Annotated in this window: 16 protein-coding genes; 7 read left to right on the forward strand and 9 right to left on the reverse strand. The window is 61.9% G+C overall.

All coding sequences use genetic code 11. The features are described from left to right. Nucleotides 1-109: 109 nt before the first annotated feature. From KW841_RS23745 to KW841_RS23760, 4 genes are all read right to left on the reverse strand, one after another. Nucleotides 110-865, reverse strand: coding sequence for a class II aldolase/adducin family protein (locus KW841_RS23745; RefSeq protein ID WP_218480022.1), 756 nt, complete (start codon nt 863-865; stop codon nt 110-112). After that, the gene (locus KW841_RS23750) at nt 862-1,812 is read right to left on the reverse strand and encodes a GTP-binding protein (RefSeq protein ID WP_218480023.1); all 951 of its coding nucleotides are present in this window, start codon (nt 1,810-1,812) and stop codon (nt 862-864) included. The genes KW841_RS23745 and KW841_RS23750 overlap by 4 nt, the downstream gene beginning before the upstream one ends. After that, nucleotides 1,809-3,557: an amidohydrolase gene (locus KW841_RS23755; RefSeq protein ID WP_218480024.1), complete on the reverse strand. Its 1,749-nt coding sequence runs from the start codon at nt 3,555-3,557 to the stop codon at nt 1,809-1,811. Before KW841_RS23755 ends, KW841_RS23750 begins: the two co-directional genes overlap by 4 nt. An 81-nt stretch (nt 3,558-3,638) precedes the next feature. Beyond that, nucleotides 3,639-5,243 (reverse strand): 5-guanidino-2-oxopentanoate decarboxylase, encoded by a 1,605-nt coding sequence (locus tag KW841_RS23760; protein WP_218480025.1) that lies wholly within the window; start codon nt 5,241-5,243, stop codon nt 3,639-3,641. 150 nt (nt 5,244-5,393) lie between these two features. On the opposite strand from KW841_RS23760, the gene KW841_RS23765 reads away from it, so the two are divergent. The 7 genes from KW841_RS23765 to KW841_RS23795 all read left to right on the forward strand — a co-directional run bounded on the left by KW841_RS23765 (nt 5,394) and on the right by KW841_RS23795 (nt 13,427). Then, nucleotides 5,394-6,299, forward strand: a complete 906-nt coding sequence (locus tag KW841_RS23765) for a LysR substrate-binding domain-containing protein (protein WP_218480026.1) — start codon at nt 5,394-5,396, stop codon at nt 6,297-6,299. A 300-nt stretch (nt 6,300-6,599) separates the two neighbouring features. Next, nucleotides 6,600-7,691 carry an ABC transporter ATP-binding protein gene (locus KW841_RS23770; RefSeq protein ID WP_116581033.1) on the forward strand — a complete coding sequence of 364 codons (1,092 nt, stop codon included), beginning with the start codon at nt 6,600-6,602 and terminating at the stop codon, nt 7,689-7,691. A 90-nt stretch (nt 7,692-7,781) separates the two neighbouring features. After that, a complete protein-coding gene (locus KW841_RS23775; protein WP_007972055.1) occupies nt 7,782-8,894 on the forward strand; it encodes an ABC transporter substrate-binding protein in 1,113 nt (370 codons plus the stop codon). Nucleotides 8,895-8,904: 10 nt separating this feature from the next. Continuing rightward, nucleotides 8,905-9,777, forward strand: coding sequence for an ABC transporter permease (locus KW841_RS23780; protein ID WP_218480027.1), 873 nt, complete (start codon nt 8,905-8,907; stop codon nt 9,775-9,777). Nucleotides 9,778-9,784: 7 nt separating this feature from the next. Continuing rightward, nucleotides 9,785-10,612, forward strand: coding sequence for an ABC transporter permease (locus tag KW841_RS23785; protein WP_218480028.1), 828 nt, complete (start codon nt 9,785-9,787; stop codon nt 10,610-10,612). A gap of 317 nt (nt 10,613-10,929) precedes the next feature. Continuing rightward, on the forward strand, nt 10,930-11,634 hold the full coding sequence (locus KW841_RS23790; protein WP_218480029.1) for a hypothetical protein: 705 nt from the start codon (nt 10,930-10,932) through the stop codon (nt 11,632-11,634). 362 nt (nt 11,635-11,996) lie between these two features. Then, the gene (locus KW841_RS23795) at nt 11,997-13,427 is read left to right on the forward strand and encodes a PLP-dependent aminotransferase family protein (RefSeq protein ID WP_218480030.1); all 1,431 of its coding nucleotides are present in this window, start codon (nt 11,997-11,999) and stop codon (nt 13,425-13,427) included. A 114-nt stretch (nt 13,428-13,541) separates the two neighbouring features. Here the strand turns inward: KW841_RS23795 and KW841_RS23800 are convergent, their stop codons facing one another. The 5 genes from KW841_RS23800 to KW841_RS23820 all read right to left on the reverse strand — a co-directional run bounded on the left by KW841_RS23800 (nt 13,542) and on the right by KW841_RS23820 (nt 18,408). After that, nucleotides 13,542-14,342, reverse strand: coding sequence for an N-acyl homoserine lactonase family protein (locus KW841_RS23800; protein ID WP_218480031.1), 801 nt, complete (start codon nt 14,340-14,342; stop codon nt 13,542-13,544). A 14-nt stretch (nt 14,343-14,356) separates the two neighbouring features. Next, nucleotides 14,357-15,316, reverse strand: a complete 960-nt coding sequence (locus KW841_RS23805; RefSeq protein ID WP_218480032.1) for a diiron oxygenase — start codon at nt 15,314-15,316, stop codon at nt 14,357-14,359. Between the two features lie 67 nt (nt 15,317-15,383). Further along, nucleotides 15,384-16,142 carry a TauD/TfdA family dioxygenase gene (locus KW841_RS23810; protein ID WP_218480033.1) on the reverse strand — a complete coding sequence of 253 codons (759 nt, stop codon included), beginning with the start codon at nt 16,140-16,142 and terminating at the stop codon, nt 15,384-15,386. Nucleotides 16,143-16,163: 21 nt separating this feature from the next. Further along, nucleotides 16,164-17,036, reverse strand: a complete 873-nt coding sequence (locus KW841_RS23815) for a branched-chain amino acid aminotransferase (RefSeq protein ID WP_218480034.1) — start codon at nt 17,034-17,036, stop codon at nt 16,164-16,166. 31 nt (nt 17,037-17,067) lie between these two features. Then, nucleotides 17,068-18,408 (reverse strand): KamA family radical SAM protein, encoded by a 1,341-nt coding sequence (locus tag KW841_RS23820; protein WP_218480035.1) that lies wholly within the window; start codon nt 18,406-18,408, stop codon nt 17,068-17,070. Nucleotides 18,409-18,412 lie beyond the last annotated feature (4 nt).

The raw sequence follows: 18,412 nt of genomic DNA on the forward strand, positions 1-18,412 counted from the left end.
CCAGCTCCCACAATGTTTTCGGGTGCTCACAGATTTTGCGTACACCCACTTACTCTGTGGGAGCTGGCTTGCCAGCGATGAGGCCAGCCAGAACAACCGAAAACTTCGATCAGTCTCGATAGTCCGGTGCAATGCGCTCCAACATTCTCAACAACGCCGCCCAAGCCAGTTGCATCGCATCCGGATCACTCAACTCCCCCTCATCCAACGGCCGCCCCGGATCATTGAACTGCCGCTCGGTGTGCGCGCAGACCTCATGCGACGGTAGAACAACTTCACCGGCAGCTTGCGCGGCCAACTGGATTTCACAGGCCTTTTCCAGGTAATACATGCGCATGAACGCCTGCCCTACCGTCTCGCCCACCGTCAGCAATCCATGGTTGCGCAGCATCATCACCGGCTTGTCACCCATGTCCGCCACCAGCCGTTGTTGCTCGCTCAAGTCCAGCGCTACACCTTCGTAATCGTGATAAGCGACGCGGCCATAGAACTCCATGGAAATCTGATTGACCGGCAACAACCCGCACTTCAACGCCGCCACCGCGCACCCGGATTTGGTGTGGGTGTGCAGCACGCACTGCGCATCTTCCCGGGCACCGTGGATGGCGCTGTGGATCACGAAGCCGGCCGGGTTCACCGGGTACGGCGAGGGCTCTACGGCATGGCCATCGAGGTCGATCTTCACCAGGTTGGACGCGGTGATTTCGTCGAACATCAGCCCATACGGGTTGATCAGAAAGTGATGCTCCGGCCCCGGAATGCGCACCGAGATGTGGGTGAAGATCAGGTCGGTCATGCGAAAGTACGCAACCAGTCGATAGCAGGCCGCCAACTCTTCACGCAAACGTTGCTCTGTCGATGTCATACCCCGGCAACCTCTTTCACAGTGCAATCTTCCAGCCCTTGCCCCAATGCCTCCCAGCCATCGAAACCCCGGCGAGCGATGAACACCAGGCGTGTGGTGTTGGCCAGGGCGTCATCCAGCGCCGGCAGAAACTGACTGCGGGTGCCGACATGTTGCAGCCAGTGCGCCGTGCTGCCCGGCGTCAGCAGTACCAGGCCTTTGACCCGGAATACATCGCTGGGCAACGCCCTCAACCAGCCACGCAAGCACTCGACGTCGAGGGCCGCGTTGCTCTGCCACAACCAGCTGCTGAACATCTCGCCGTGATCGCCATCGGACACCCGGGTCAACGGTTTCTGTGCCCGAGGCTCAAGATCCAGATCGGTATCCAGCCACAACGCATCGGGCAACTCGGCTTGCACACTTTCATGCACACGCGTCCTGGCACCCAGTGCATCGCGCAACGCCTGCAACTGCGCCTCATCGACCAGATCGGTCTTGTTCAACAACAGCAGGTCGGCAGCGGCCACCTGCGCCCGAGCCAGGCGCGCGTATTCACCGTCGAGTTGCAGATGGCGGGTGGCGTCGACCACCGTGATCACCATGTCCAATTGCATCTGGCTGCGCAGCTGTGGATAAGCCAAGGTCTGCACGATGCGCTGCGGGTCGGACACTCCGCTGCACTCGATGACGATGCGCTCCAGCCTTGGTTCAAGCTGCGCCAGGCTGGCGAGCTGCGCCAGCAGGTCTTCCTGCACCGTGCAGCAGATGCAGCCGTTTTGCAGGCTGTACACCGCGTCGGTGACTTCGGACACGATGGCCGCATCGATGTTCAGCTCGCCGAAATCGTTGACGATCACCGCCAGCCGACTGCCTTCGGCACGGCGCACCATACGGTTGAGTAGTGTGGTTTTACCGGCGCCGAGAAAACCCGACACCACGGTCACGGCGATACGTGGGGAAGTCATTCTGCCTTGCCCTCCAGCACCGGTGGTTCGCCTTGCCAGACGGCTTTGAGGCCGAGGGTCTCCAGCGTTGAGTGGCGGTCGTAGACCAGTTGCCCTTCAACGAAGGTCAGCAGCACCTGGGTCTTGTGGATGTAGTTGCGTGCCGGTGCAGCGAACAGGTCGCGGTCGATCACGATCAGGTCCGCCGACTTGCCCACTTGCAGGCTGCCGGTGCTGTGTTCCAGGCCCATGGCCACGGCGCCGTTGCTGGTGATCACGGTCAGCGCCTGTTCGAGGCTGATGGGGTCGCCGAAGCACGCCGGGTCATCGTTCCATGGGTTCTGCCGGGTGATCATGGTTTCCAGCGCCAGCCACGGGTCGATGGACGCCACCGGCCAGTCGGTGCCCATCACCGCCGTGCCACCGGCGGCGAGCACGCCTTTGAAGTCGTAGATGCGCTTGAGGCGTTCCTGGCCGTAACCGGAACGCGCACCGCTGGCGAACGGCGTCGGGTACCAGGCGGCCGGGGAAAACTCGGCGATGACATTCAGCTCCTTGAAGCGCGGCAGGTTGCCGGGGTGCAGCAAGGTGCTGTGGGCGCATTGGTGGCGCACACCGCTGAAACCGTTGCGACGACGGGCCTCGGCCACGGCATCGAGGAACACGTCGGAGGCACCGTCGCCGGTGCAGTGGGCGATCACGCGGATGCCCTTGCGGTCCATGTCCACCACCATGTCGGTGATGTGTTCCGGGGTCAGGTTGAGCTTGCCGCGCCAGCTCGACTCCTGCGGCCACGGGGTCAGCAGGTACGAAGACTTCGGCTCCACGGTGCCGTCGAAGTGGAACTTCACCGCGTTGGCGCTCAGGCGCGCGCTACGGTAGTAGTGACGTTCGCCGGCCAGCAGCTCCCAGCGACGACGCACCGGGAAGATGTCGTCCTGCCAACTGATCGCCGCTTCGATGCGCACCGTCAGTTCGCCGCTGTCGTCGAGTTCCTTGAGGGCCTGCAAACGCTGTTCGCAGACGTGCACGTATTTGCTCGCCGTGACGCCGCGCGAGCTCTGGAAGTGCACGCCATCGCGGTAGGCACGGCGCAACACGCTGACCGGTGTCGGTGGCATGGCGGCGTGGATCATCGCGTAGGCACCGTCGATCATCAGGCCGGTGGGTTCGCCGCTCAGCTCGTCACGCTCGAAATACCCGTTACGCGGGTCGGACGTGTGGCGGTCGATGCCGGCCAGCTCCAGGGCCTTGGAGTTGACCATCATGGTGCCCCACATGCGGTCGAGCAGTGCCACCGGGCGGTCCGGCATGACGCTGTCGAGCCACTCGCGGCCCGGGGTCAGGCCGGCCTCGCGGAAGGTGTAGCGCACCCAGTACTGGCCGTAGATCCAGCCGTCGCCGGGATGGCTGTCGGCGTAGGCGAGGATGCTTTCACGCAGCTGTTCCGGGGTCGGGTCTTCGATGCCGACGTCGAGGTCATCGGCGTAGCGCGGCGCCAGCGCGAGGTCGGGGTGCGTGTGCATGTCGTGCAGGCCCGGCATGCAGAATGCGCCTTGCAGGTCGTGCACGCGGGTGTTCGGGCCCTTGAACATCTCGATCTGGCCGAGTCCGGCGACTGCGATCAACTTGCCGTCGCGGATGGCCACGGCCTCGGCCCACGGGTTGGCCGGGTCCTGGGTGTAGATACGACCGTTGGCGAGGATCAGGTCGGCGTAGGTCCCCTGCACGGAATGGGTAGAGGAAAAGTTATCGGACTCAGCCATGTAAGCCACCTTTGAGTTCAGGAGATTGAAAGGTCCGCCGGACGTTGTGCGTGTCGGCGACCTGAAAAAATTGTTGTTGTTTTAGTCAGCCAGAAACATTGCAGCGTCGACCTCGATCATCACCGGCTCATTGCTGCTGCCGAGTTGTCCCAGCAGCTCGCGCAAACCGCCCAGATCAGGTGCCCGGTGATGGCTGACGTGGCAGCTTTGCGCGAGGGCGGCGAAGTCCGGCGTGAGGATGTCCACCCCCAGCAACGGCACCGCCTTGGCGTTCATGTAGTCGCGGATTTCGGCGTAGCTGCTGTTGTTCCACAGCAGCAGGATCACGCCGACGCCGGCCTCTTTGGCGGCGATCAGTTCGGCGCTGGAAAACTGCAAGCCGCCGTCGCCGACCAACGCCACCACCGGTCGCAGGGGTTGGGCCAGCTTGGCACCGATGGCGGCGGGCAAACCGTAGCCGAGGGTGCCGTAGCCGCTGCCGGCGTTGAACCAGCTATTGGGGGTTGGCGCCCGGTAGCCGAGGGCGCCCTGATACACCGGTTGGGTCGAATCGCCGACGATCAGGGGCTGCGGCAAGTGATCGCGCAGGATATCGAGCAGCGCTTGCATACGGGATTGTCTGGCGCTCCAGCCGGCGTGCTCGAGGGCGTTGACCTTGCTCACTCGCTCAGCCGCCCAGGCTGGATCGGCCTGGCGCTGCGGCAGGCGATCGAGCAACAACAGCAAGCCTTGACCGGCATCCCCCAGCAAGCCAACCGTGGCCGCTTGTACGCCGAGTATTTGCATGGGATCGATGTCCAGGCGAATCAGCGGTGCCTTGAACTGCACAGGGCCAAGACCGAAAAAGTCGTAGTCGGTTTCCCCCAGCTCGGTGCCGACGGCCAGCACCAGGTCGGCCTCGGCAAACAGCTCGCGACCATGGGCTGAGGACTGCACACCGTCGAGCAATAAAGGATGTTCGGGGGTCAGCAAACCGCGGGCGTTGGTGGTCAGCGCCACGGGGGCCTGCAGGCGTTCGGCGAGTGCGGTCAGCGCCTCACTGGCCCGACGTGCGCCACCACCGGCGAGAATCAAGGGGCGCTTGGCGTTGTTGATCAGGGCCACGGCGTCATCGATGGCTTCCGGCGCCGGGGCCGGTGCGGCCGGCAATGAACGCGGGTGCAGGTCCAGCCCGTCGGCAGACATTTCCAGCACATCCAGCGGAATCTCGATGTGCACCGGACGCGGCCGCGTACAGCCAAACAAGGCAAAGGCCCGTGCCAGCACTTCCGGCAATTGCGACGGGTGTTGCAGCGTATGGCTGAAAGCACAGACCCCGGCGACCAGCGCGCGCTGATCCGGCAATTCATGCAGGTGGCCATGGCCCAGGCGCAGGTGTTCGCGACGGTTGCAGGTGGAAATCACCAGCATCGGCACCGAGTCGGCATAGGCCTGGCCCATGGCGGTGATGATGTTGGTCATGCCCGGTCCGGTGATGATGAAGCACACCCCGGGCTTGCCGCTGGCACGGGCATAACCGTCGGCCATGAACCCGGCGCCCTGCTCGTGGCGCGGGCTGATGTGCTTCAGGCGACTGCCGTGCAGGCCACGATACAACTCGACGGTGTGCACGCCGGGAATGCCGAAGACGGTTTCAACACCATAGCCTTCCAGCAACTGAACGAGCGCCTCGGCACAACTGGTCATGCAGCACCTCTTGGATAAAGGGCCAGCGGGGCCCAACGACGAATGGGGCTAGTATTGTTGAATCAACCGATACAACAATCGATTTTTTTTGGCCTGACTGTTCGATTTACGTCACCATATCTACCGCTCTAAACCATAACGGGATGATTTATGCGTTTTCCTTCGATGACAGCCCTTCGTGCGCTGGATGCGGTTGCCCGTCTGGGCAGCGTGTCGGTCGCGGCCCGTGAACTGAACCTGACCCGCAGCGCCATCAGCCACCAGATCAGCAAGCTCGAGGAATGTGTCGGTTTCGCCCTGACCGAGCGCATTGGCCGAGGCATCGGCCTGACGTATCAGGGCGAACGCTATGCGCGGGAAGTGCACGGGATTCTGTTGAACCTGCTCGACGCCGGACAGTTGGTCGACGACCAGGAAATCTCCGGGCGGCTATGCGTCAGTTGCGCGCCGGGGTTCGCCACCTATTGGTTGTGTCACCACATCGGTGCTTTTTTGCGGCAGTACCCGCAAGTGCAGTTGCAACTGGTTTCCCCGCGCACGCCGGACGACACCAACAACCACAACGTCGACCTGTTCATCGCCTACGGGATTGGCGACTGGCCGGAAATGATCGTCGAGGAGATCGTGGCATTGCGTTTCTTCCCGGTGTGCAGCCCGCGCCTGATCAACGCCTTGGGCGGTCTGAAAAGCCCGCAGGAACTGAGCAGCTACCCCTTGCTGCACATGACCGACTACTCCGACTGGCGCGTGTGGCTGACCGCAGCGGGGGCTTCCGCGGTCAATGCGACGAGCGGCATCCTGTTCTCCGATGCACACTGCGCCCAGTCCGCATGCATTGCCGGCCAGGGCATCGCCATCGGTGACAACCTGATCAGCGGTGACGCGTTATCCAAGGGTTTGCTGGTGCGGCCGTTCGACATCGGCATCGATTTACACCGTGGCTACTACCTGGCGGCAGACCCGCAAAAGGCCGACCGCGCCGTGGTCCAGGCCTTCGGCAACTGGGTCAAGACCCAGTTGCAATCGTCCCGCCAGACCTGGCAGGACACCCTGTAAAAGCACATCACACTCCCCTGTGGGAGCGAGCTTGCTCGCGATGAGGCCACCACAGTCACCATTGATGTCGCCTGATAAATCGCTATCGCGAGCAAGCTCGCTCCCACAGGGTAGAAGCTCTATTTCGGGGCATCTGGCCGAGGCGGAATACGCAGCTTATTTGTTCAATAAAACTAACCAATACGAGCAAAATAATTCCATTGATGTAGCGATATTTTTAACAATAATAAGCCCAAAGCCCATTTCGGATTCGCATCCGTCCTCGTACGTCTTATGGGCAATAAAAAGAGGAACCTCATTGTGTCCAGCCGTTCAGCGATCCAGCTCAGCGCTCAAGGTATCAGCCAGTATTACGGCCGTTTCGCGGCGCTGGATAACGTCGATCTCGACGTTCGCCAAGGTGAATTTCTTACCCTGCTGGGTCCGTCCGGCTCGGGCAAGACCACCTTGCTGATGATTCTGGCCGGTTTCCTCAGCCCGACCTCGGGCAAGCTGATGGAGCAAGGCGTCGACATCATCCGGCGCTCCGCCGAGAAGCGGAACTACGGCATGGTGTTCCAGGGTTATGCGCTGTTCCCGCACATGAGCGTGGCCGACAACGTGGCCTACCCGCTGCGCATCCGCAAAGTCCCCGTTGAAGAACGCAATCGCCGGGTCAAGCACATCCTCGAAGTGGTCGGCCTCGGTGCGCATATGCACAAGAAGCCCGCCGAGATGTCCGGCGGCCAGCAGCAGCGCGTGGCGATTGCCCGGGCGCTGGTGTTCGAGCCGGAACTGCTGCTGCTCGACGAACCACTGTCGGCGCTGGACAAGAACCTGCGCGAACAACTGCAAACCGAGCTGCAACGCATCCACCGTCAGGTCGGCACCAGTTTCGTGTTCGTCACCCACGACCAGAACGAAGCGTTGGCGCTGTCCTCGCGCATCGCGATCTTCAACCACGGCAAGCTGACCCAGGTCGACACCCCGGAAAACATCTACAACCGCCCCGAGAGCCGTTTCGTCGCCGAGTTCCTGGGCAAGATGAACCTGTTCCCGCTGGACAACCTGACCCGCAACGGCCAGAACGCCAGCGGCCGCTGCGGCACCAGCGTATTGCATGCCCAGGCGCCGAACGCACTGAGTGCGGCACCGATCGTGCTGGCCGTGCGCCCCGAGCACATGGAACTGCACAGCGAGTGCCCGACCCGCGACGGCTACAACGTGATGCCCGCGCAACTCACCGACAAGGTTTATCAAGGCTCCAGCACCCATCTGGCCCTCAAGGTCGGCGGCGACACACTGCCGATCAACCTGTCCGTACCCGGCAATCACCCGGGCGCGTCGATGCCCAGCGGCGCGCCGGTGTGGCTGAGCTGGCCGGTGCAGCAAAGCTTCCTGCTTCAGGCCTGAACCCCCAAAAAACTGCGTCACAAAGCTCTCTTCCAATGACAACAAAAAGGCCGGTGCCCACGCAGGCACCGGCCGACTGAGGACTTGCCCATGCGCCAGGATCACCAACAAGACTGCATCGAAGTGCTTATCGACAAGGCCCGCGACGGTCAGATCAACCGTCGCACCTTTATCCAGGCCATGGGCCTGCTGGCAGCGGTGCCCCTGGCGCTGCGCAGCGGCATCAGCTGGTCGGCGGACAAGCCGCTGGTGGTGGTCAACTGGGGCGGCGACGCCCTGAATGCATTCCGTTCGGCATGGACCGACACCTTCACCAAAAACACCGGCATCCAGGTGCGAATCGACGGTGCCGGCCCGACCGAGGGCGCCATCCGCTCGCAGCTGGCCAGCGGCCAACCGAGCTGGGACGTGGTCGACGTCGAGAGCTACAGCGCCATCGTACTGGGCCGGGAAAAGATCCTGCAGCCACTGGACTACAACACCATCAAGCGCGATCAGGTGGCCCCGGCACTCTCCTCCGATTACGGCATCGCCAGTTACCAGTTCAGCTACGTGATGGCCTGGGACAGCGAAAAATTCGGTGAAAACGGGCCCAAGACCTGGGCCGATTTCTGGGACGTGAAGAAATTCCCCGGCAAGCGCACGCTGTACAAGTGGATGAACGGCATGCTCGAAGCGGCGTTGCTGGCCGACGGCGTTCCGGCTGACCAGCTGTACCCGCTGGACGTGCCACGGGCGCTGAAGAAGATCGACGAGATCAAGCCGCACGTCCTGTCGTTCTGGAGTTCGGGTGCCGAAAGCCAGCAACTGATGGTCGACGGCGAGGTGTCGGTGGGTGCGATCTGGCACACCCGCGCCAAGCTGCTCAGCGAAGACACCGACAACCGCGTGCGCTGGAGCTTCGACAACGGCTTCATCAACTCCAGCAGTTGGGCGGTATTGAACGGCAACCCCGGCGGCACTCAACCGACCATGCAGTTCATCCAGCAAGCCTTGCAGCCTGAAGGCCAGCTCAAGCTGTTCGAACTGCTGGGCAACGGGCCTTCCAACAGCGCCACGGAGAAGCTGATGTCGGCCAAGCAACTTGAAGCCAACTGCGCCTCCGAAGAAAACCTGAAGAAGCAGATCGCTCTCAACGCCCAGTGGTACGCCGACAACTACTCCAAAGCCCTGGAAGAGTACCTGACGCGGTTGTCCAAGTGAGCCTGTGACCATGACCACCACCCTGACCTCGACCCTGACCGCCCCCAAGCCCCGCTTCAGCTCGCCGGGCCTGGAGCGCAGCCTGCTGCTGTTTCCGCTGCCGGTGTTGCTGCTGGTCTTCTACGTGCTGCCGTTCCTCGGCGTGGTCGGCTGGAGCTTCTCGCTGCCGACGCCGGGCATCGAGCAGTACCAGCGCATCGCCACGGACCCGGCGATCCACGAAATGCTCTGGCGCACCTTGCGCCTGTGCCTGACCGTCAGTGGCCTGGCCTTGATGATCGGTTACCTGCTGGCCTACTGCTGGGTGTTCAGCCCGCCGTTCTGGCAGCGCGTGGTGGAGATCTGCATCTTCATTCCGTTCTGGATTTCCGTGCTGGTGCGGGCCTTCGGCTGGTTGATCGCCCTGCGCAGCAACGGCGTGCTCAACAACGGGCTGATGGGCATGGGGTTGATCGACCAGCCGCTGCAACTGAGCCGCAATGAGATTGGCGTGGTCATCGGCATGCTCCACGTGATGATCCCGTACGCGGTGTTCCCGCTGCTGTCGACCATGCGTCAACTCGACCAGCGTGTGCTCATGGCCTCGCGGGGCCTCGGGGCCGGTGCCTTGCGCACCTTCTGGCAAGTGCTGCTGCCGCAGACCCTGCCGGGCATTCTGGGCGCGTTCATCATGGTCTTCGTGTTCTGCCTGGGCTTCTTCATCACCCCGGTGCTGTTGGGTGGCGGGCAAACGGTGATGATTGCCGAGTACGTGTTCCTGCAAATGTTCCAGACCAGCAACTGGGGCCTGGGCGCGGCACTGAGCGTGGTGTTGCTGGCCCTGGTCAGCGCGCTGATCTGGGTGCTGTTGAAAATGACCCGCGTCAACCGACTGGTAGGCTGAGATCACTATGAATACCCATCGCACAAGCCTGAGTACGCGGCTGTTGGCCGTGGTCGCCATGGCCTTCATGCTGTTCCCGCTGCTGACGGTCATTCCGGTGTCGTTCACCAGCAAGCGCTTCCTGTCGATGCCCGAAGGCAACTGGTCGCTGCGCCACTACGAAGCGCTGGTGAGCAACCCGGACTGGTTCCACGCCATCAGCCAGAGCCTGACCATCGCCTTCGCCACCAGCGTCATCGCCACCTTGCTCGCCGCGAGTTTCAGCCTCGGCATCTGGTACATGCGCTCGAAATGGGCCACGGCCCTGATCGGCCTGGTGCTGCTGCCGATGGCGATCCCGCCGGTGATTTCCGCGCTGGTGCTGTATTTCATGGAGACCAAGCTCGGTCGCTTCGCGCCGGGCATGGGCTACGACACCCTGACCGGCGTGGTGATTGCCCACGTGATCATGGTGGTGCCGTACGGCGTAGTGACCATGCTGGTGGCCCTCAGCCAGATCGACCGGCGCATCGAACTGGCCTCGCGCAACCTTGGCGCCAGCCTGATGCAGACCACGTTCATGGTGATCCTGCCGAACCTGAAACTGGGTCTGGCCTCCACCGCGCTGTTGGGTTTCGCCCTGTCCTGGGAAGAAGTGGCGGTGACGCTGTTCATCACCAGCGTCAACGTCGACACCCTGCCCAAGCGCATCTGGAGCGGCTTGCGCGATAACGTCGACCCGAGCGTCGCGGCGATTTCGGTGTTGTTGATCTCGCTGACGTTGCTGGTGCTGATCGGACGACTGGTGATGCAGCATCTGGCGGATAAACGGGCGCAGAAGCTATTGCACCCATAATCGCGTCATTTCTCTCGGTAATCAGAAAGCCCCGCTTCGTCATGGTCGCGGGGCTTTTTGTGGGAGCGAGCTTGCTCGCGATAAGGGAGTGTCAGCCAACATCAAGGGGCCTGACAGATTGCCATCGCGAGCAAGCTCGCTCCCACAGGGATCCGGGTTGGCCGAAGAATCTGTGGTCAGCCCTCTACAAAGCAAAAACATGACCAGCCGCCTGTTGATCCGTGACAACGCGGTCCCGGTCCAATAGATTAGGCGGCCTGAAAAAGCCCCCGGGCTTTCTCGCCCCTATTCAAGCTGAAAAAAGTAGTGAAATTTCAATGTCCGATTCCAACACCGCTGAATCCGTAGTCACCTTGTCGTCCAAAGCGGAATACGAAAACTCCATCAATCTTTCACAACACGTACCCCAGGCGAAAACCATCAGCGAGATGGTGCTGGACGCTTTCCAGTCCACCCGCGAAAGTGACCAGATCCGCGAACTGCGCGCCGCCATTCGTCAGGCCCACGACAGCTTCGACGACGACAAGGCCTATGAACTGATGGGCCAGCTCAAGCAACTCAAGGACGCCGAAGCCGCCGACATCGCCGCGCTGGAAGACCTGAGCAGCAAGTTCCCGATCAGCCGCATCCTCTCCAGCTTCAAGGACGACCCGGCGTTCCAGGAAATCGTCTACGGCCTGGCCCTGAAGGTGCTGAACCAGACGCACCAGGCCATCAGCAACCCGAGCGGCGGCAAGAGCAAGGCCGCCAAGGCCAAGAAAGAAGTCGAAGTGTTCACCATCAGCAAGGACGGCATCAGCGTCACCTTGCCGCTGCGTACCCCGCGCTCGCGCCTGAACGTCGACCGTGAAGCCCTGGAGTTCCTCGGTTTCAACTTCATTGGCGAAGGCGAAGAGGCGGAACTGGAAAGCGAAACGTTCCTGGACAACAGCGGCGCCGAGCAAGCGGTCAACCGCAAGAACATCATCACCGCCCTGCAACAGCAGACGGCGTTCGATGGGTATAGCATCGCCGTGCAGTAATACCTTTTGTTGTGGCGAGCGAGCTTGTCTGTGGCGAGGGGGCTTGCCCCCGTTCGGCGGCGAGGCCGTCGTAAACTCGGTGAATGCGGTTTTCCTGAAAGACTCAAATAGCTTGATTGGGGTGGCTGTGCCACCCAACGGGGGCAAGCCCCCTCGCCACAGGTCACTCACTGACTCAAATAAGAGCCCTGCCCTAGCGCAGGGCTTTTTATTGCCCGTGATTCGGGCAAAACCACGATTACTCTTCCAGTATCGACGCAGAACAACACTTCCCTTCACCCATGAGCACCACGGGTCCGCCTGCAGGGAGCGTCAACTCACTTTCCAGCCCAGACCTCGGTGGTGCAACTGCTGAGGTCATCATGAACACGACCCCTTTGTATCGCCAACTGGCCAATCACTATCTGGACGCTATCCGCAGCGGCACCTTGAAAACCGGTGAACGCTTGCCCTCGATCCGCTTGATGATGGAAAAACACGCCGTCAGCCTGTCGACCGCGGTGCAGGTGTGCCGGGAACTGGAAGACTGCGGCGTGCTGGAAGCCCGACCGCGTTCCGGCAACTACATTCGCCAGCCCGACACCCTGCCCAGACCCGCCCCGGTTGCCTCGGCGCCAGCGCTGGATACCTGCGCCTATGTCGGCATTCATCAACAGGTCTCAACGGTGCTCAAGGCCAGTCAACGCGCAACGATCAAGGTCAATTTCGCCAGCGCCTACTGCGCGCCGGAGCTTTATCCGCTGAAGACCTTGCGAGACAACATGATCAAGTCGCTGCGCTACGACGCCGGCCTGCTCGGCGCCGCGGGCTCGACCTGCGGAAACAGTGCATTGCGCCACCTCCTGGCGCGGCGGGCGCTGGCCAGCAAGACCCACCTGGCCCCCGAACGGATCGTGATCACCAACGGCGCCACCGAAGCGATCAACCTGGCCTTGCGTGCGGTCACCCGCCCCGGCGACACCGTGGCCGTGGAGTCGCCGACCTTCTACGGTCTGCTGCAAATTCTCGAAAGCCTGAGCCTGCGGGTACTGGAAGTCCCGGCCTCGGCCCACACCGGGCTCAATCTGGCGGCCCTGGAAGGGCTGCTGCAAGGCCCTGAACCGGTCAAGGCGTTGATCGTCATTCCCAACCTGCAAAACCCGCTGGGCAGCATCATGCCCGACGCCAACAAGGCACGGCTGGTGAAACTGTGCGCCGAGCACGACACCGTGCTGATCGAGGACGACACCTACGGCGACCTGGTGGACACCGAGCAACCGCTGTCCACGCTCAAACATTGGGACCGCACCGACAACGTGATCTATTGCGCCTCGTTGAACAAAACCCTGGCTCCGGGCATGCGCCTGGGTTGGATCAGCGCTGGGAAATGGCACGACCGTGTGGAGATGCTCAAGCATACGCAGTCGCGGGGGTGCGAGCTGTTATCGCAACTGGCGGTCAGCGAATTCATGCGCACACCGTCTTATGAACGTTACCTGCGCCGGTTGAGAAACACCCTGACCGTACAACGCGCGCAGATGAGCACGGCGATCACCCGCTATTTTCCCATCGGCACCAGCGTGACCCACCCGCAAGGCGGCACGTTGTTGTGGGTGGAATTGCCTCGCAGGCATTCGTCCATGGCGTTTTTTCACGAGGCGCTGAAGGTCGGCATCCAGATTTCTCCTGGGGATATCTTTTCCAACACCGAGCGCTTCAATCACTTTGTGCGCATTGGCTGCGGCGCGCCGTATTCGCCACGGATCGATGAGGCACTGCAGACGTTGGGACGTATCCTGAAAGCTCAGGGTTAACACCGGCACTGTGGGAGCGGGCTTGCTCGCGAAGGCGTCAGTACGTTCAAAATTGATGTATCTGACACACCGCTTTCGCGAGCAAGCCCGCTCCCACAGGGTTTGAGGTGATCTTCAGATCGGGGGTTGGTGCAGGCAAACGATATGCGGGTCGTCATTCCAGTGCGCGAAGCGCTCGGCGATCAGCGGGTCGTGGCCGGGGATGACGTGGTCTTCGCCATCGGCCAGGCGGTCGATCTCGGTGAAGGCTTCGAGGGTTTGCGCCAGGTCATCGAGGATCGGGAACGGACTGCGCTCACGAATGTTGACCCACAGGTGCGCGGCATCCGAGGCCAGTACAATCCAGCCGCGCTCAGTATTCACCCGCACCACCTGGCTGCCGGGCGTATGCCCGCCCACCGGGTGCAAGGTCACGCCGGGAACGACCTCGACGACTCCACCGTGCAAACGCATCCGCCCTTCGAACAGCGGCGGCAGCGCCGACATCACGTCCTCGACCTCGTAGGTTTTGTTCAGCGTGCGATGGGACATTTTCGGCCCGGTGCAAAAACGCAGTTCCGCTTCCTGCAAATGCACGGTCGCCTTCGGGAACAGCCCGAGGTTGCCGGCATGGTCCCAATGCAAATGGGTCAGGATCAGGTGTTCGACCCGGGCCGGATCGATGTCCAGCTGCCGCAGGGATTCCTCCGGCAGGCGGTACATCTGGCGATTGCGCCGGTCCGCCGTGGCCGGCTGGAAACAGGTGTCGACCACGATCACCTGCTGCTCGTTGCGGATGACCCAGAAGTAGTAATCCAGCGGCATCGGCGCATTCGGATCACCGCAACAGGCGTCGTAGAGAAAATTCTCCCGGGCGGTGCGCTGGGCGTTTGCGCCGACACGGATGGCGAACACTTCGTACACAGGCGTGGACATAGACACCTCCGGGCTCAGGCGGCCGCCGTGGTTTTGAGGGTCGGACGGAAGTCGAAATCGATCTGCTCGCTGATGCCCAGGTCCTGAGCCAGTTTATGCAGGCCGCTGTAGTCGCGCATGATGGTCGCGTTCTTGTTGCTTTCGCGGGTGTCGGCAATGATCAACGCCGCCTCCTCGACCCCGAGCTGCGTCAGAATCGCCTCCCACATCGAGTAGTCCTGAGCGATAAAGGCACTCAGCGCCACCGACAGGTTGCGTGCGAAAAATTCCCGCTGGGTCGGCTGCATGTTGGCGTACATGACCTTCGCCACTTCAGCCAGCACCTTGCTGTGCGCGTATTCGTCGCGGTTGTGCTGCTCGGCCACCTGGCGGTTCTGCGGCTGGATGGTCTGGTCATCCGCCAGCAGATCCAGATAGGCGTTGACGCTGATCTCGGCCACCACCGCAAAGGTGATCGCCGCCAGATCCCGCTGCCATGGCTCGGTCAGCTCTGCCTGCAAGGCCTTCAGGCGCAGGTAAGTGACGGACGGCGGCAGATCCAGATCCTGATCCAGCGCCCGCTCCAGCCTGGTCCGTTCGATGGCGCGAAGGTGCATCAGCGTGTGGTAGTGCTCGTCGATCAGGGTCTGTTGCATGGCCTCGCGAAAATGCCAGTCGTCCTTGCCCAGGTACTGATTGGCAATGACGCTGAGGGCCGGATTGACAATGTGTTCTTCGGCGGTGACGGTGCGCAGGTTGTAGCCGATCCAGCCCCAGGTCACCACGCTGCTTTTGAGCTCGTCACTCAAGGCCTGGAATGCCGGGTGATGGAAAAACGGCACCATGCACTCCGGGTAATCCGGGCGCAGCGGGTCGAATGCTTCAATGATCTGAGCCCTGTCCGGCGCACAAACAGAGGCGCGCCTGGTCCAGGCCTGGTTGAGCCGCACGATCAGTTGATGATCGACCTGGGCGATCTCGATTGCTGTTTGCATGACGCGATACCTGTAAGGCGCGTACCCGCCAAGGGGTACGCCAAAAGAATGAAGGACGCCGGAAAAATCAGGCCAGCCAATAGCGGGTCAGGTTGCGCGCCGGATCAGTGTAACGACTGCGGGCGTGAATCATCCGCCAGTTGTCCCAAATCAGCAGGCATCCGTCGGGAATCAGCACCGGAATGTTGTGCTCGACGAAGTACGCCTCGCCGAGCGCGGCAAACCTGGCCAGCGGCGAGGTGCTGTTGGCGACCAGGGATTGTTGTAGAGCTTCCTTGGACGGGTTTACATCGCCGTAGTGAAACTGGTTGTAACTGAAACGGAAAATATCCCCGTCCTCCGTAGGCGTGAGGATGTACTCCTTGACCCGCCGTTGGCCCGGTTCGCCCGGTTTGGCGGTGGCGACAAATTCTACCGGCGTGTCATCCAGCCACTCACGCAGTTCTGGTTCACTGCGCTCCAGGGACTTGAGAAATTCGTAGCCGTCCACCAGGCCGGTGTGCCCGCCGCCACACGTCGCCTGTTTATGGCAATGCAATGCCAGATAACGCGGCGGCGGCCCGTACACGGGCGCCTCGGTGTGCGGGCCAATGCCGTTCATGCTCTGGGAATACGGCAAGTCTTCGTAGCCTGGCTTGCGAGTGATGGCAAAGGCCATCTGGCCGTTGAACTGCGGAATGATCGGACCGAACTCATGCAAGGTGCCTACGACATCATCGGAAAATTCTTCCGGGGTCAGCACGGTCCAGCCCAACGTCGACAGCTCTTCATGACGATGGCCGAGCGAAATGTAAGGTTGAGACGCAACAATCCCTTGATCTGACATGGTGAGATTCCTGGCAGGTGATCAGGCGTTTACGGTTGAGGTGTAGGCAGCAATCAAGTCGCGGCAGGCTTCGCCCGGTCGGTAGCGCTGCTCATCGATGCTCTGCACCGGGGTAATTTCGGCGGCGGTGCCGGTGAGAAAACACTCGTCGAAGTCGCCGAGCTCCGTGGGCAAAATCGTCCGTTCGACCACCTGATAATCCAGCGCCCTGGCCAGTTCGATCACGGTTTGCCGGGTGATGCCGTTGAGAAAACAATCCGGCAGCGGCGTGTGCAGCGTCCGGCCTTTGACAAAGAACACATTGGCGCTGGTGGCTTCGGCGACATGGCCGCGCCAGTCGAGCATCAGCGCATCGTGGTAACCCGTGCTCTCGGCGTCGTGCTTGCTCAGCGTGGCGATCTGGTAATGCCCGGAGGCCTTGGCCTCGAACGGACTGCTGCAGGGTGGCGGACGGCGCCAGCTCGCGGTTTTCAAGCGGATGCCGGCCATGCGCGCCGCCGGGTCGAAATAGCTCGGCCACTGCCAGCAGGCGATGGCCAGGTGCACACGGTTGAAGCGCGCCGAGGTGGAGATCATTTCACTGCCGCGCCAGGCCACCGGGCGCAGATAACCCTCGACCACCTTGTTGCGTTGCAGCAGTTCCTGCCTCGCCGCTTCCAGTTCGGCCAGCTCATAGGGGATGGCAAAATCCATCAAGTGCGCCGAGCGGTACAGCCGCTCGCTGTGCTCGCGCAGCTTGAAGATCCTGCCGTTGTAGACCCGTTCGCCTTCATACACGGTGCTCGCGTAATGCAGGCCATGGGTCAGCACATGCAACTGCGCCCGGGACCACTCGACGAACTCGCCGTCGAGCCAGATGACACCCTCGCGCTGATCAAACGGGATACTGCTCATCTCCCTATCTCCCCATTGTTCATGAATGTTCCTACGCCGTTTCCAGCAACACAGGTATCAATTCCGGCACGGCGGCGAGCTCGGTCTGAAAGAAGAACGAGCGCTCGCCGAAAGCGGGTTGCAAGTCGTCGAACCAGGTCACCTGCGGATCGAAGCGCGCGTAGAACGTGCGCAACACCCATTGCGGATTGCGTGCCTGGAGGAACTGCAAGACGAAGACTTTTTCCCCGGCGACGGTCTCGATGCCGTTGATCAACACCTTGCCGTAGAAGGTGCTCATGGACGGCCCGCGCACCGTTCGCGCAAGCCCCGACACCGTGCGGTACGCCGCCTGGAAGATCTCGAAGGCCCGGGCCAGCGGCATCGCGAAGTAATGGCTGGGGCCGGTGTCACGCTCGACGAACATGTAATAAGGCACGGCCCCGAGCCGTACGCCTTCAGTCCACAGCGCGGCCCAATCGGCAGGGTTTTCGTTGATGTGGCGGATCACCGGCGCCTGCATGCGCAGCGTCGCGCCCGTCGAGCGGATGCGCTCGATCGCCTGGCGGGCAATGGCCTGGCGGATCTCCACCGGGTGGTTGTAGTGGCCCATGATCGACAGGTTCTTACCCGCCGCGACGATGCGCCGGAACAGCGCCAGCAGCTCGGGGGCATCCTTGTCGCTGACAAAACGCTGCGGCCAGTACGCCACCGATTTGGTGCCGATGCGGATGCTCTTGAGGTGTGGCAATTGCAGCAGCGGCTCGATGTATCCGGCCAGCGAGCGGGTGTTCATGATCATCGGGTCGCCGCCGGTAATCAGCACGTCCGTGACTTCGGTATGCACCCGCAGGTAGCTGACCAGTTCCTGGGACTCGCGAGCGTTGAACTTGAGCTCTTCCTCGCCGATGAACTGCGCCCAGCGGAAACAGAAGGTGCAGTACGCATGACAGGTCTGCCCGGCACCGGGGAAAAACAGCACGGTCTCGCGGTACTTGTGCTGGATGCCCGGCAGGACTTTGCCGTTGAGGGTGACGCCGTTGTGGGTCAACTGTCCGGCCGGATGCGGGTTCATCCGCAGCCAGATCGCCTCGATCCGGCGCTTGATCGCCGCGCTGTCATCCAGTTCGATCAGTTGCTTGAGCGAGGCATATTCCTCTGGCAGCAACATGTCCTTGTGGGGGAAGGTCATGCGGAAAACCGGATCGTCCGGAATGTTGTTCCAGTCGATCAGCGTGCCCAGCACGTATTCGTTGGTGCGAAACGGCATGACCCGGGCCACGACGGTCATGGCCTCCTGCAAACCCGGCGTCAGCTTGTGCCAGTAAGGTGTGTCGCGGATGGTGCGTGAGTTATAGGGTTTGTAGCGTTCGTGCTCCGACAGTCCTTGCATGGCC

This window comes from Pseudomonas sp. PDM28, assembly GCF_019219115.1.
Taxonomy (GTDB): domain Bacteria; phylum Pseudomonadota; class Gammaproteobacteria; order Pseudomonadales; family Pseudomonadaceae; genus Aquipseudomonas; species Aquipseudomonas laurylsulfatiphila.